Source organism: Pseudorhodobacter sp. MZDSW-24AT, assembly GCF_002794355.1.
In the GTDB taxonomy this organism is placed as follows: Bacteria; Pseudomonadota; Alphaproteobacteria; order Rhodobacterales; family Rhodobacteraceae; genus Pseudotabrizicola.
In genome coordinates this window covers 64,534-78,631 of sequence record NZ_PGOI01000011.1, presented here as the reverse complement: position 1 = coordinate 78,631, position 14,098 = coordinate 64,534, and the positions used below count along the sequence as shown (strand labels likewise).

The following is a 14,098-nucleotide window of genomic DNA, read 5'->3' as shown; positions in this document are numbered from 1 at the left end:
GGCTGGCCGAGATCAGCGGCGAGGCGGCGGCGGCGGTGCGGGCGGCGGCGGCGCAGGTGCCGGGGCCGGTGGTGGTGACCGGGCATTCGGCGGGCGGGCATCTGGCGGCACGGATGGCCTGCGCGGGCGGGCCGGAGGTGGCGCGGGTGGTGCCGATTTCGCCCTTGGCGGATCTGCGCCCGTTGCGCGAGACCGAGATGAACGCCACGCTGCGGATCGATCCTGAAGAGGCGCTTTCAGAGAGCCCGGCGCTGGTGCGGCCCCGCGCCGGGGTGGGGTGCCATGTCTGGGTGGGCGGGCAAGAGCGGCCTGCTTTCTTGTGGCAGGCGCGGCTGCTGTCGGAGGCATGGGCCTGCCCGTGGACGGTGGAAGCGGGGCGGCACCATTTTGACATCATCGACGGCTTGACCGACCCGGACAGTGCACTGATGCGGGCCTGTCTGGACGGGCTGTAAGCCGCCCCGCGTCGGGGAGTGCGCGTCAGGGCGCGCTGTCGAAGGCGGCGTGCGCGCGCGCGCCGGAGGCCAAGGCCAACTCTAAGCTGGTGGTCTTGAGATCGCCGCGCGCCTAGGCCGCGCGCGCGGATTGCAGCGTGTCGCGGACTTCATCCGCGAGAGCCGCGAAGGGCAGGGCGCAAAGGGAGAGCAAGGCGAGGACGGCACGCGTGAGAGGCTCTGGCTTGGTCTGTCCGGAGTGTGACGCGGTTTGACCTTGGGGAAAGCGGGGCGGGACGGGGGCAGCTATGGAAGACCAGATCAGGAATTGGCGTGCATGCGATCGATATAGGCGCGCATTTCCTCGGCCTCTTGCCGGGCATCGCGCAGGCCGCCCATGGCCGCGCGCAATTCGGCCTCGGTCTGGGCGATCTGGTTCATCAACTCGGCTTCGCGCTGTTCGAGGTAGATGATCGCCTGATCGCGGGTTTCCTCGGCCTCGTGCAGCATGGTGGACAGCCGGTCCATTTCCCCCATGTCGCCCCCGGCGACGCGGGCAAAGCGGTGCATGACCCAATGCGCGAACCATCCCATGGCGAAAGCGGCCATCAGGATGATTGCGGTGACGATGATGAATTCGGTGCGGTTCATGCGCTTTCGTTCATGGGTCTGCCGGACGCCTTGGCCTAGCCGTCACGCGCCGGGCGCGCAAGGGGGCGGCGGGTCTTTTCTGTGGGCGCGACCGAAGGGCTGTCATCGTCGGAGAGCGCGGCGGCCTCTGCCGTTGCCGGGGCGGCGGTGGCAGAGCCTTGGGCCGCCGCCTGCTGGGGCTGGTCGAGAAGATTGAACTCGATGCGGCGGTTGGCTTCGCGCCCGGCTTCGGTGGCATTGTCGGCAATCGGGTCGGCCTCGCCATAGCCTTTGGCGGTCAGGGCGCTGACCTCGATGCCACGGCCTTGCAAGGCGAGCAGGACGGCTTCGGCGCGGGCTTGGCTGAGGGCGAGGTTGCCGCTGTCAGAGCCTTGGCTGTCGGTGTAGCCGGCGATTTCCATGCGCACGGCGGGGCATTCGGCCAGCACCTCGGCCAAGGCATCCATGATGCCGACGGTCTGGCCATCGATTTCCGCCGAACCGGGGGGGAAGGTGATCTTGCGGGACGAGAGCACGCGGGTGACGCCTGCGGCGCATTCCTGCGGGGTGGGCAGGGCGGCGAGGGGATCGAGCTTTTCATCATAGCGCACCGAGACCTTGAAGGTCTGGCCGGGGCCAAGCTTGTCGGACAGCACCTGCGAGATGCGGCCACGGGCGTTCTGCGAACCGGTGACGCCTTCGACCTCGACCGTGTCGGCGCGGACGACGAGGCGGCCTTCGGCAAGTTCGCCCAGTGATTCCAGCCCGGCCAGCACGCGCACGGGCCAGCCATCGGGCAGATCATCGTCGATGCGGGTGGCACTGTAGACCTTGCCGACGCCAAAGCGGGCTTGGGCATAGCTGGAGACGGCATCGCGCAACAGTTCATCGGTGACGCGGCCGCGCAGTTCGACCCGGCCCACGGAAGAGAGGCTGGCCGTGAATTCGGCGGGGCCAAGGGCGCTGTCGGAAGAGCGTTCGAGGACGGCGCTGAGCGAGAAGACATCGGGCAGCGCCGAGTCGAGTTCGCCCACCACGCGGTCGAAATCGGCTTGCGAGACGCTGGCGGCGGCCACCAGCGAGACATCGGCATCAGAGAAGGTGACGGTTCCGGCGCCGAGTGTCTTGACCGCCTCGATCGCGGTGATCACCGCATCGGCCCAGCTGGCGCTGGGGACGCCCAGACCGACGACGCAGTTGGGCCGCCCTTCGATTCCGGCAGCGGTGCCTGCGGCCAGAATGCGGTTGCGCGCGCGCTCGGTATCGGCGGAGCAGGCATCGAAACGGGCGCCTTGGTCATCCATCACGAAGCGCAGGGTGAACGGGGTGAGCACGGGGCGCGGGGCGGAAATCTCGATGGCGACCTGAAGGCCTTCGGGTTTGGCGGCGTTCAGGTCATTGGTCAGGCGGCGTTGTTCTTCGGCGCTGGTGGCGATGGCGGTAATCTGCACCCGGTCCGCCGAGACGGACACCTTGGAGCGGGGCAAAAGGCGGATCGCCTCCATCCCGAAGGAAAAGGCGTCGTCCCAGCCTTCGGGGGCGGGGTAGGCGGCGGTTTCCAGCATGTCGGAGATCTGGCCATCGCTGCGCAAGGACTGCGCCTCGGCCAGCAGGGCTTCGGCGGAATCGCTGGTGGGCAGCAGGCCGATGAGCTGGATGCCATCGTCGTTGCGCAGCATCTCGACCGAGAATTTCGGAGCCTCGATCGCCTTGACCGGGGTCACATCCAGCATGTCGCGCACGCGCGACGACTGGATGACGGTGCCCGCCAGGTTGACGGCGCGGAAGCGCGCGGCCTCGTTCGGGGCGGTGCCGGTGAGGTGAAGCTGGAGGCCATCCGCTTCGGCGGTGGCCCAGGTGATTCCGGCGTCGAGCAGGCGCGAGGTGACGGCCTGTTCGGTGCGTTGTTCGATCACCACCGCCGAGGCCCAAGCGGCAAGGGCTGCCACGGCCCCCGCCCCGGTGACCGCGCCCAGCGCGATGACACCATGCGGCAGGTGCCCGTTTCCGATGCGGTCCCGCGCCTTGGCGCTGAACTGGGTGGTGAGCGTGAGCAGGCGCTTGGGCAAGGCAATGTCCTGTCAGGGGCCCCGCAGGTGAAGGCGAGGGCGGCGGAACGGCAAGAAGGCGCGCGCAGCCCGGTGGGGCGGCCCAGCACCTCGCCTGTCTTTAGAAGCGCGGGGGCGCGGGATCAATCAGAGCGCGGCGGCGGCGGCAAGAAACAGCGCAGCGATCAGCCCTGCATCGCGGTTTGAGCGGAATTCCGCAAGGCAGGAGGCAGGATCGTCGACATTCAGCCGCGCCATTTGTCGCACCATGTGCCAGCCAAAGGCCCAGACCCCGGCCAGCGCCACCACCAGTTGCAAGGGATCGCGCGCGGGCAGCAAGGCCAGCAGCACCGCCAGACCCATCAATGCGACCGTGGCCAGCAAGAACAGCTTGAGCCACCACCCGGTATGGGTGCCAAAGAGACGGGCGGTGGATTTCACCCCGATCAGCGCATCATCCTCGCGGTCCTGATGGGCATAGATGGTGTCATAAAACAGCGTCCAGGTGATGCCCGCCGCGTAAAGCGCGAGGGCGGCGGGCGGAACGCTGCCCGCATGGGCGGCCCAAGCCAGCACCGCGCCCCAGTTGAAGGCAAGGCCCAGAAACATCTGCGGCCACCAGGTGAAGCGCTTGGCAAAAGGGTAGATGGCCACCAGCGCCAGCGAGGCGATCCCGAGGGCGATGGCCAGACCGTTGTAGCTGAACAGGATCAGGGCGGCGAATCCGGCCTGCACCGCCATCCAGACAAGCGCTTGGCGCACCGAGACCTGACCCGAGGGAATCGGGCGTGACCGGGTCCGGGCCACTTGAGCATCAAAATCGCGGTCGGTGATGTCATTCCAGGTGCAGCCTGCCCCCCGCATGAGGAAGGCCCCAAGGCCGCAACTGACGACGAGCCAGAGATCCCAGAGGCGGAAGCTGTCGACCGCGGCGGCCAGCGCGATTCCCCAAAGGCAGGGAATCAGCAAAAGCCAAGTGCCGATCGGCCGATCGGCGCGGCTGAGCCGCAGATAGGGGCGGCTGCGCGGCGGGGCGAAACGGTCAACCCAATTGTCCGCCGGTGCATCGGCCACCATGCCCGCAACCTGTGCCTTTGCGGCCTCTGGCGTTTCCGGGAATTGGGTCATAGCTTGGGCCTATGGAAGCGAAGGTCAGACTCTATGTAGAACAGCCCTTGGGCACGGGGCAAGCCGTGGCGGTCGGCCCCGAGCAGGCGAACTATCTGTTCGCCGTCATGCGGCTGGCGGTGGGCGCGCCGGTGCTGCTGTTCAACGGCCGCGATGGCGAATGGCTGGCGCATGTGGCCGATGCGGGCAAACGGCGCGGGGCATTGATCTGCGCGGCGCAGACCCGCGCCCTGCAACCTTTGCCGGATGTGTGGCTGCTGTTTTCGCCCGTCCGCAAGGAACGCACGCATTTCATCGTGGAAAAGGCGGTCGAACTGGGGGTTGCGCGGCTGATGCCGGTCAGCACCCGCTTTACCCAATCCGAGCGATGGCGGCACGACAAGCATCTGGCGCATGTGGTGGAAGCGGCCGAGCAATGCGGCGCAACCGTGGTGCCGGAGCTGTGCGAGGTGCAGCCGTTGGCACAGGTGCTGAAGGGCTGGCCCGAGGGGAGGGCGCTGATCTGGGCGGATGAGGCGCTGGCGGGCCAGTCCGGCACGCGGGAGTCTTCGGCTCTGACAGACATCACCGGCGCGCCTGCGGCGATCTTGGTGGGGCCGGAAGGCGGCTTTTCCGAAGAGGAAAAGGCGCTGCTGCGCAGCTTGCCCTATGTGCGGCCGATCAGCCTTGGCCCGCGTATCCTGCGCGCCGAGACGGCCGTGGTGGCGGCGGTGGCACTTTGGCAGGCGGCGGCAGGAGATTGGCGGTGATCCGGCCCGAGGCGCAGGCGGCCCTGTGGCGCTGGCGCGAGGTGGGCGTCGGCATGGCGGTGCTGGCGCTGGGCCTGTGGTTGATGCGCTTGGGCGGCTATCTGCTGCTGCCTCTGGGCGCGACGGTGGCCTTGGCCGGGCTTGCCTTGGGCGTTCTGGCCTGGCGACGGTTGCAGTTTGTGACAGCGGGCGCGGCGCCGGGTGTGGTGCAGCTGGATGAAGGCCAGATCAGCTATATGGGGCCGCAGGTCGGCGGCTTTGTCAGCCTGCGCGATCTGGTGGAACTCCGGCTGATCTCGCTGCGCGGGCGGCGCTTGTGGCGGCTGAAACAGGCCGATGGGCAGGCGCTGCTGATTCCGGTGGAGGCGGCGGGGGCAGAGGCGCTGTTCGATGCCTTTTCCAGCCTTCCGGGCCTGTCGAGCGCCGCGCTGGTGGCGGCGCTGGCGCCGGTTCCGGGCAGTGACAGCCGGGCGCTGATGGCGGGGGGCGAAAACCGGGTGATCTGGCGCCGTGCCGGAAGGGGCGTGGTGACCGGGTCTGACGGCTGAGTGCGGCCTCCGACAGCGGCGGGATCGATAACCTTTTGTGATATGAGCCCGTGGCTGCATCGCGCCATCTTGACTTGGCCTGTGCCGCAAGACACCTGTAGCGCCCACATCCTTGATCCAAGCCGGAGCCCGAAACCATGTCCATTCCACAATCCGGCGGCGGTGTGATCGAAAGCTTTGACCAGCTGGCCGGGCTGATGGAGCAAGGCTGCAAGCCCAAATCGGCTTGGACCATCGGGACCGAGCATGAAAAGTTCGGTTGGCTGACCGACAGCCGGATGCCGCTGCCCTATGCGGGGGAGCGGTCGATCTCGGCCTTGTTCGAAGGGTTGCAGGCGCGTTTTGGCTGGGCCCCGGTGCGCGAAGGGGGCAATGTGATCGGCCTTCAGCGCAATGGCGCCAATATCAGCCTGGAACCGGGCGGGCAGTTCGAGCTGTCGGGGGCGATGATGGCCGACATGCACGCCACGGCGGCCGAGCTGCGCCAGCACCTTGAGGAGGTGCGCACACTGGCAGAGCCGATGGGCGTGCGCTTCATGGGCATCGGCGCCGCGCCGGAATGGAGCCATGCGCAGATGCCGGTGATGCCGAAAGGGCGCTACCGGCTGATGACCGATTACATGGGGCGCGTCGGCACCCATGGCACGCAGATGATGTATCGCACCTCGACGGTGCAGGTGAATCTCGACTACGCCTCCGAGGCGGATATGGTCAAGAAGCTGCGGGTGGCGATTGCCTTGCAGCCGGTGGCGACGGCGTTGTTCGCGTCGAGCCCGTTCTTTGACGGTGGCCCCAATGGCCACCGCAGCTGGCGCAGCCGGATCTGGCGCGGGTTGGATGACAGCCGGACGGGGATGCTGCCCTTTGCCTTTGACGGGGACTTCGGCTTTCAGGCCTATGTGGACTGGGTGCTGGATGTGCCGATGTATTTCGTCTACCGCGACGGCCGATATATCAATGCGCTGGGCCAGTCGTTCCGGGATTTTCTGAAGGGAGAGCTGCCGGCGCTGCCGGGGGAGAAGCCCACCCTGTCGGATTGGGCAGACCATATGACGACGGTCTTCCCCGAGGCGCGGGTGAAGAAATACATCGAGATGCGCGGCGCCGATTGTGGGGATGAAGCCCATATCAACGCGCTGCCTGCCTTCTGGGTGGGGTTGATGTATGATCAGGGCGCGCTGGACGCGGCTTGGGATCTGGTCAAGGGCTTTGACGCGCAAACGCGAGAGGCGCTGCGGGTGGCGGCCTCGGTCTCGGCGCTGAAGGGTGAGGTCAATGGTCTGCGGCTGGAGGCCTTGGCCCGCGCGGCGGTGGACCTGTCGCGCGCGGGCCTCAAGGCGCGGGGCTTGGGCGAGGAAAGCTACCTCGCCCCGCTGGCGGCGTCGCTGGCCAGCGGGGAAGTGCAGGCCGACCGCTGGCTGCGGCTGTATGAAACCGAGTGGCAGCGCGATCTGAGCCCGATCTATGAAGCGGCCAGCCTCTGAGGGGGGCGCTGCCCCCCGCGCGTTCCGCGCCCCCCCGGAGTATTTGAGAAAGGTGCAAACCAAGCCCCGTTTGCTTTGCACCTTTTCCAAATACTCCCGCGCGGAGCGCGCCTGAGGAGACGCGGCGCAGCCGCGCGACGAGGCAAAGTCTTGCGGCGCAGCCGCTCTGCTGGATCAGATCTGTGAAGATGGGGCGTTACTTCTTGCCGATCTTTGGCTCTTGGCCACGCAGCAGGCGCGCGATGTTGCTGCTGTGGCGGGCGAAGACCAAGGCGCCCAAGGCGAGGGAGAGCAGCGTCATCTGGGGATAGCCGAACAGCACAAGCCAGATCGGGGTGAGCGCGACGGCGACCAGTGCCGAGAGCGAGGAGATGCGGCTCAGCGCGGCGGTGGCCGCCCACGTGGCGCAGGCGGCAAGGCCCACGGGCCAAGCGAGGGCAAGCAGGGTGCCGAGGAAGGTCGCCACGCCCTTGCCGCCCTTGAACCCCAGCCAGACCGGAAACAGGTGGCCGAGGAAGGAAAACAGGGCCGCCACCTGTGCTGCATCCGGCCCCACGAGAGCGCGGGCGATCAGCACGGCGATGCCGCCCTTGCCCGCATCGAGCAGCAAGGTGGCGAGCGCGGCGGGTTTGTTGCCGGTGCGCAGCACATTGGTGGCCCCGATATTGCCCGACCCGATGCTGCGCAGATCGCCGAGGCCCAAGCCGCGGGTGATCACGACGCCGAAGGGAATCGATCCCAGAAGATAGGACAGGGCTGCCGTCAGCAGCAAAAGCAGAGGCGCAGAGGTGAGTTCGGGCATTTACGAGGCGGCTCCGTAGACCTGTTGACCGGCGACAAAGGTGGCGAGCACCTTACCTTCCATCCGTGCCCCGTCAAAGGGCGTGTTCTTCGACTTCGACTGGAGCGTGAAGCGATCCAGCACGAAGGGCGTGTCGGGGTTGAACAGCACAAGGTCAGCGGGCGCGCCTTCGGCCATGCGGCCTTGGGGCAGGCCAAGCCGCTGCGCGGGGTTGAAGGACAGCGCGCGGAAGAGTTGCGGCAAGGTGAGCTGGCCCGCGTGCAGCAGGCGCAGCGCGGCGGGGAGCAGGGTTTGCAGCCCGACCGCGCCCGAGGCGGCATCCTCGAACGGCAGGCGTTTGGATTCCTCATCGGCCGGGGTGTGAAAGCTGCCGATCACGTCGATCAGCCCACTGGCCACCGCTTCGATCATCGCGAGCCGGTCGTCTTCGGAGCGCAAGGGCGGGCTGAGCTTGAAGAAGGTGCGGTAATCGCCCACGTCGAATTCATTGAGCGTCAGATGGTGGATCGAGACGCCTGCGGTGACATCCAGCCCGTTTGCCTTGGCGCGTTCCAGCGCGGGCAGGCTGCGGGCGGTGGTGATCTGGTCGGCGTGGTAGCGCGCGCCGGTCATCTCGATCAGGCCAAGGTCGCGGTCAAGCCCGATGCGTTCGGCCATCGGGTGCACCGCCGGAATGCCGCGCAGCGAGGCGAATTTGCCCCCGGTGGCGGCGGCGCCTTTGGAGAGGCCCGGTTCCTGCGGGTGGCCGATCACCAGCGCGCCCAAGCTCCGGGCATAGGTCAGCGCGCGGCTCAGCACCTTGGTGTCGGTGGTGACGCGGGCGGCATCGGTAAAGGCGATGGCGCCGGCATCCAGCAGAAAGCCGATCTCGGTCATCTCGCGCCCGTCGCGGCCTTTGGTGAGCGCGGCCATGTGGCGGATGCGCACCGGCGAGGCTTCGGCTGCGCGGCGGGTGACGAATTCCAGCACTTCGGGCGTGTCGATGGCGGGGGTGGTGTCGGGGCGGGCGATCACGGTGGTGACGCCGCCTGCCGCCGCCGCCAGTCCGGCGGAGCGGAAGGATTCCTTGTGACGCTCGCCCGGCTCGCCGATCTTGACGCCCCAGTCGATGATCCCGGGGGCAAGGCAGGCGCCGCCGCAATCGATCACCTGCGCGCCTTTGGGCGCCGAGGCCGCGCCGATGGCGGCGATCTGCCCCGCGTCGACGATCACATTGCCCGTGAGGATGCTGTCGCCCTCGGGGTCGATGATGCGGGCGTTTTCCAGAAACAGGGTCATCGCGGGGCCTTTGTGCAAGGAAAGGGGCATCAGCGGGCCTGCATCAGGCGCGCGGCATCGGCGGCGGGATCGGCGAGATATTTGATCAGGTGGCGCTCGCCGCGGGTGGTGGTGATCTGCACCGCGCCCAGCAGCGGGCGGGCCGAGGCGATCTGGGACAGGGGCAGCACCAGCCCGCGCGGGCCGATCAGGCGCTGCGAGGTGAGATACCACAGGTCGCCCAGCGCCTCGGAGGCGACATAGGCGGCGCGCGCCGCAATCGCGAGCGCGGCCCCGATCGGCCCCATGATCGGGTAAGGGTTGCCTTGCCACAGAAGGAACAGCCCCACCGCCGCGCCCAGCACCACAGCCATGATCACATGGGCCCGCCAATAGGTGGCGCGGTCGGGGGTAAAGGTGGCGCGCAGGGATTCGCCTTCGATCAGGAGCGGCGCGGTCATCCGGCCCCCCAGACAAAGAGCGTGACAAAGATCGCAAGCAGGATCAGCACCACCATGGCAACGCGGCCTGACATCGCGGCCTCGGACGGGGCTTTCTTGCCGGGCACCACGATGGTGTCGGCGGCGGCGTCATAGCCTGTCATCGCCATGGGCGGGGGCGGCGGCAGTTCGCTGTAGCGGCCGATCAGGCGCAGGGGCGCTTGGGGCGAAAGATGGCCCGGAGCCCCAAGGCCTTGGGGCAAAGCGGCGCGGTGGACCAAAAGCACGGGGCCGCGCAAGGCATCGAGGCGCGCGGTGTCGGGGGCGAGCCCGGCTTCGTCCATGCCCTGACCTTCGGCGAGATAGCGGGCGAGGCCGTATTCGACAAAGGCTTCGCTGTCGATCAGCTCGACCTTGGTGGTGTCCACCGGGGTGACGCCAAGCGCCTTGTCCAGCCCGGCTTGCAGGAGATGGCGCGCGCCGGTTTCGGGCAGATCGACGGCAAAGACCCAGAGCACGCGGTCGGGGCCAAGCGGGATGGCGAGCCGGTCGGTCATGCCATCACCCCGGCGGCGCGGGCGCCGCGGTCGGCGCGCAGGTTGCGGGCCAGCAGGTCCATGCAAGCCATGCGGACGGCGACGCCCATTTCCACCTGTTCCTGAATGACGCTGCGGTTGATGTCATCGGCCAGCTCGCCGTCGATCTCTACCCCGCGGTTCATCGGGCCGGGATGCATCACGATGGCATCGGGCTTGGCGTGGCCGAGCTTGTCGGCATCCAGCCCGTAGCGGTGGTAATATTCGCGTTCCGACGGGATGAAGCCGCCGTCCATCCGTTCGCGTTGCAGGCGCAGCATCATCACCACATCGGCGCCTTCAAGGCCTTTGCGCATGTCGTCAAAGAGTTCGCAGCCGAATTCGCCCACGCCGGAGGGCATCAGGGTGGGGGGCGCGATCAGGCGGATGCGGTTTTCCATCTTGCCCAAGAGGATCAGGTTCGACCGCGCGACCCGGCTGTGCGCGATGTCGCCGCAGATGGCCACCGTGAGGCGCTGGATGCGGCCCTTGGCGCGGCGGATGGTCAGCGCGTCCAGAAGCGCTTGGGTCGGGTGTTCGTGCCGCCCGTCGCCCGCATTCAGAACGGCGCAATTCACCTTTGACGCCAGAAGGTTGACCGCGCCTGACGAGCCGTGCCGCACCACCAGAAGATCGGGGTGCATGGCGTTCAGCGTCATGGCGGTGTCGATCAGGGTTTCGCCCTTTTTCACCGAGGATTGCGCGACGGACATGTTCATCACATCGGCCCCCAGCCGCTTGCCTGCCAGTTCAAAACTGGCCTGCGTGCGGGTGGAGTTTTCGAAGAACATGTTGATTTGCGTCATCCCCGCGAGCGCGTCGGACTGCTTGACCGTGCGGCGGTTCAGATCGACGTAGCGATCGGCCAGATCGAGGACGGCGAGGATTTCTTGCGGGGAGAGGTGTTCGATCCCCAGCAGATGGCGGGCGCGAAACATGGGGCGGGCTCCTTTGCGCTGGGGGTTGGGGTGCCTTATGCCAAAGGGGGGCGCGATGGGCAAGCGACGCTGTGCGGTGTGCGTTCCGGCCAAGGGTTGCGGGGTAAGGGTTGCGGGGGCGGGGGCAGGGGCCTACCTTTCGCAGCATGGGAATCGCACAGCACATTTTGTCGGATTGGCACGCGGCGCAGGCGGCGCTGCTCTGGCAATACGAGCTGGGGGCCGAGGATTGGCTGCTGGATGACCCGGTGAACCGCTATGATCTGCCCGAGGCGATCAAGCCGGTGCCTGTGCCGGTGGCGGCCGCCGCGCGGCCCGTGGCCGAGGCGGCAAAGCGGCCGGCGCCGCCGGTGGCGGTGCCGGATGCGCCAAAGGTGGACCCGGTGGCCGAAGCCGCGCAGGCGGCGGCGCGGGTGACCACGCTCAAGGAGTTGGGCGCCGCAATGGCGGCCTTTGAGCATTGCGAGATCAAACGCGGGGCGCGCAATCTGGTGTTTGCCGATGGGCTGGCCGGGGCGCGGGTGATGATCGTGGGCGAAGCGCCGGGACCCGAGGAGGACCGCGAAGGGCGGCCGTTTTCGGGGCGCGCGGGGCAGTTGCTGGACGAGATGTTCGAGGCGATCAACCTGTCGCGCGCGGCGGCCTTGCCCGGCGATGCCGTCTACCTGACCGGGGTTTTGCCGTGGCGCTGTCTGGGCAATGGCGAGCCTTCGCCGGATGACATTGCGATGATGCGTCCGTTTCTGATGCGCCACATCGAACTGGCCGCGCCGGATGTTGTGGTGGCAATGGGCAATGCAGCGCTGTTTGGCCTGACCGGCACGCGCGGAGTGGCGCGGTTGCGCGGTCGGTGGATGGAGGTGCTGGGCCGCCCCTTGCTGCCGATGCTGCACCCTGACACGCTGTTGCGCACGCCGATTGCCAAACGTGAGGCTTGGGCAGATCTTTTGGCGCTGGAGGCGCGGTTGGCACAATGAGCCGGATCGACGAAACGAAAGCCTTCATTCCGGTGCAGATCGCGGTGCTGACGGTGAGCGACACGCGCACGCTGGCTGATGACCGGTCGGGCGACACTTTGGTGGAGCGGTTGACGGGCGCAGGCCATGTGCTGGCCGCGCGCGGCATCGTGACCGATGACCGGGCGCGGATCGCCGATCAGCTGCGCGTCTGGATCGCTGATCCGGCGGTGGATGTGATCCTGACCACCGGAGGCACCGGGCTTACGGGGCGCGATGTGACGGTCGAGGCGCATCGGGACGTCTACGAAAAGGAAATCGAGGCCTTCGGGACGGTGTTCACCATGGTCTCGATGCAGAAGATCGGCACCTCGGCGGTGCAAAGCCGCGCCTGCGGCGGGGTGGCAGGCGGCACCTATCTGTTTGCGCTGCCCGGAAGCCCCGGGGCCTGCCGCGATGCTTGGGATGAGATCCTGCGCTGGCAACTGGATGTCCGGCACCGGCCTTGCAATTTTGTCGAGATTTTTCCGCGTCTCGACGAACATCTGCGCCGGAAATAGCGACGGAAGCGCGCGCGGCGGGCGTAACAGGCTTGTGGCTGGACGGTGGTTCGGCGCGCATTACTGTTGGTCCATGCGTTGAAGCGGAGCCTGTATGCGATTTCTGGCACGATCCTTGACCGGCCTGTTTTTGGCTGCCGTTTCCCTTGGGTTGCTGGCGCTGGCCGCCAGCCTGATTGCCGGGGCCGTGGCCGAGCGCCTGTCAACGGAACGTCCGGGCCAACCCGCGCGGGAGCGGGTGTTCACGGCCAATGTGGTGACGGTGGTGCCGGGCGATCTGGTGCCGCAGACGGTGGCCTTTGGCGAGATCCGGTCGCGCCGCACGCTGGAACTGCGCGCCCCGCGCGGTGGCCGTGTGCTGGAGATTGCCGAAGGGGTGGAAGACGGCGCGAGTGTGACCGAAGGGCAGGTGCTGCTGCGGCTGGACCCGGCCGATGCCACATCGGCGCGCGATCTGGCGCAGGCGGGCCTGCGCGAGGCGGAAGCCGAGGTGCGCGACGCGGCGCGCGGCTTGACGCTGGCCCGCGATGATCTGGCAGCGGCGCAAGCGCAGGCCGAGTTGCGCGGGCAGGCGCTGACGCGTCAGCAAGATTTGCAAGGGCGCGGCGTGGGTTCGCCCGCCGCGGTGGAGACCGCGGCGCTGGCGCTGTCGTCGGCGGAGCAGGCGGTGCTGTCGCGGCGGTCCGCGCTGGCGCAGGCCGAGGCGCGGGTGGATCAGGCGGCATCCAGCGCGGCCCGCGCCGGGATTGCCTTGGCCGAGGCCGAGCGTGCTTTGGCAGACACCGTGATCCGGGCAAGTTTCAGCGGACGGCTGAACGGTGTTGCCGTGGTGGCGGGCGGGCTTGTCGGGGCCAATGAGCGGCTGGCAGAGGTGATCGACCCCGAGCGGCTGGAAGTGTCGTTCCGGCTGTCGACCGCGCAATTCGCGCGGCTGGTGGATGCCGAGGGCAGCCTGATTGCGGCCCCGGTGACGGTGTCGCTGGATGTGCTGGGGGCCGAGATCGCGGCGCAAGGCCGGGTGGAGCGCGTGGGCGCGGCGGTGGGCGAAGGGGCCACGGGGCGGGTGATCTATGCCTCGCTGGATGGCGCGCGCGGGTTTCGCCCCGGCGATTTCGTGACGGTGGCGATTTCCGAGCCGCAGCTTTCCGGTGTGGCGCTGTTGCCCGCCACAGCGGTGGACAGCGCAGGCGGCATCCTGCTTTTGGGCGAAGAGGACCGGCTGGAAGCGCAGAGGGTGCCAGTGCTGCGGCGGCAGGGCGATGATGTGATCGTGGATGTGCGCAGCATTGCGGGACGCGAGGCGGTGCTGGAACGTTCGCCTTTGCTGGGGGCGGGCATCCGCATCAACCCGATCCGCCAAGGCGGCACCGCTGCGGCCGCCCCCGAGACGGTTCAGCTGACGCCAGAGCGGCGGGCGGCATTGATCGCGCTGGTGGAGGCCAACAGCCGGATGCCCGACGCGGCCAAGGCGCGGATGCTCGAGCAACTGGCGCAAGATCAGGTGCCCGCCCAAGTGGTGGCACGCTTGGAAAGCCGGATGGGGGGCTGA

Annotated in this window: 14 protein-coding genes and 1 pseudogene; 7 read left to right on the top strand and 8 right to left on the bottom strand. The window is 68.0% G+C overall.

The features are described from left to right. A partial coding sequence (locus tag CUR21_RS15545) for an alpha/beta hydrolase (RefSeq protein ID WP_157792039.1) occupies positions 1–455 on the top strand: 455 nt, incomplete at its 5' end. Positions 456–755: 300 nt separating this feature from the next. On the opposite strand, the pseudogene CUR21_RS15540 reads toward CUR21_RS15545, so the two are convergent. The 3 genes and pseudogenes from CUR21_RS15540 to ubiA all read right to left on the bottom strand — a co-directional run. Next, positions 756–1,091 (bottom strand): annotated as a pseudogene (locus CUR21_RS15540) (hypothetical protein); the annotation flags it as partial. A gap of 29 nt (positions 1,092–1,120) precedes the next feature. Beyond that, entirely contained in the window at positions 1,121–3,061 is a 1,941-nt protein-coding gene (locus tag CUR21_RS15535) for an OmpA family protein (RefSeq protein WP_100197994.1), read from the bottom strand. Positions 3,062–3,259: 198 nt separating this feature from the next. Beyond that, positions 3,260–4,240, bottom strand: a complete 981-nt coding sequence (gene ubiA, locus CUR21_RS15530) for a 4-hydroxybenzoate octaprenyltransferase (RefSeq protein WP_100197984.1) — start codon at positions 4,238–4,240, stop codon at positions 3,260–3,262. Positions 4,241–4,251: 11 nt separating this feature from the next. Between ubiA and CUR21_RS15525 the strand changes: the two genes are divergently transcribed. The 3 genes from CUR21_RS15525 to CUR21_RS15515 all read left to right on the top strand — a co-directional run bounded on the left by CUR21_RS15525 (position 4,252) and on the right by CUR21_RS15515 (position 7,021). Beyond that, a complete protein-coding gene (locus tag CUR21_RS15525; RefSeq protein ID WP_100197983.1) occupies positions 4,252–4,989 on the top strand; it encodes a 16S rRNA (uracil(1498)-N(3))-methyltransferase in 738 nt (245 codons plus the stop codon). After that, a complete protein-coding gene (locus CUR21_RS15520; RefSeq protein WP_100197993.1) occupies positions 4,986–5,537 on the top strand; it encodes a hypothetical protein in 552 nt (183 codons plus the stop codon). Before CUR21_RS15525 ends, CUR21_RS15520 begins: the two co-directional genes overlap by 4 nt. A 137-nt stretch (positions 5,538–5,674) precedes the next feature. Continuing rightward, positions 5,675–7,021 carry a glutamate--cysteine ligase gene (locus tag CUR21_RS15515; protein ID WP_100197982.1) on the top strand — a complete coding sequence of 449 codons (1,347 nt, stop codon included), beginning with the start codon at positions 5,675–5,677 and terminating at the stop codon, positions 7,019–7,021. A 196-nt stretch (positions 7,022–7,217) separates the two neighbouring features. On the opposite strand, the gene plsY is transcribed toward CUR21_RS15515, so the two are convergent. The 5 genes from plsY to CUR21_RS15490 are packed head-to-tail and all read right to left on the bottom strand — an operon-like array spanning position 7,218 to position 11,033. After that, positions 7,218–7,823, bottom strand: coding sequence for a glycerol-3-phosphate 1-O-acyltransferase PlsY (gene plsY / locus CUR21_RS15510; protein WP_100197981.1), 606 nt, complete (start codon positions 7,821–7,823; stop codon positions 7,218–7,220). Continuing rightward, positions 7,824–9,101 (bottom strand): dihydroorotase, encoded by a 1,278-nt coding sequence (pyrC, locus tag CUR21_RS15505; RefSeq protein WP_100197992.1) that lies wholly within the window; start codon positions 9,099–9,101, stop codon positions 7,824–7,826. Between the two features lie 29 nt (positions 9,102–9,130). Then, on the bottom strand, positions 9,131–9,541 hold the full coding sequence (locus CUR21_RS15500) for a hypothetical protein (RefSeq protein WP_100197980.1): 411 nt from the start codon (positions 9,539–9,541) through the stop codon (positions 9,131–9,133). Beyond that, a complete protein-coding gene (locus CUR21_RS15495; RefSeq protein ID WP_100197979.1) occupies positions 9,538–10,077 on the bottom strand; it encodes a hypothetical protein in 540 nt (179 codons plus the stop codon). The genes CUR21_RS15500 and CUR21_RS15495 overlap by 4 nt, the downstream gene beginning before the upstream one ends. Beyond that, positions 10,074–11,033 (bottom strand): aspartate carbamoyltransferase catalytic subunit, encoded by a 960-nt coding sequence (locus CUR21_RS15490; RefSeq protein ID WP_100197978.1) that lies wholly within the window; start codon positions 11,031–11,033, stop codon positions 10,074–10,076. The genes CUR21_RS15495 and CUR21_RS15490 overlap by 4 nt, the downstream gene beginning before the upstream one ends. 146 nt (positions 11,034–11,179) lie before the next feature. On the opposite strand from CUR21_RS15490, the gene CUR21_RS15485 reads away from it, so the two are divergent. The 3 genes from CUR21_RS15485 to CUR21_RS15475 all read left to right on the top strand — a co-directional run bounded on the left by CUR21_RS15485 (position 11,180) and on the right by CUR21_RS15475 (position 14,098). Then, the gene (locus tag CUR21_RS15485; protein WP_100197977.1) at positions 11,180–12,010 is read left to right on the top strand and encodes a uracil-DNA glycosylase; all 831 of its coding nucleotides are present in this window, start codon (positions 11,180–11,182) and stop codon (positions 12,008–12,010) included. Beyond that, complete coding sequence (gene moaB, locus CUR21_RS15480; protein ID WP_100197976.1) at positions 12,007–12,549, top strand: molybdenum cofactor biosynthesis protein B; 543 nt, start codon at positions 12,007–12,009, stop codon at positions 12,547–12,549. Before CUR21_RS15485 ends, moaB begins: the two co-directional genes overlap by 4 nt. A 94-nt stretch (positions 12,550–12,643) precedes the next feature. After that, positions 12,644–14,098 carry an efflux RND transporter periplasmic adaptor subunit gene (locus CUR21_RS15475; protein WP_100197975.1) on the top strand — a complete coding sequence of 485 codons (1,455 nt, stop codon included), beginning with the start codon at positions 12,644–12,646 and terminating at the stop codon, positions 14,096–14,098.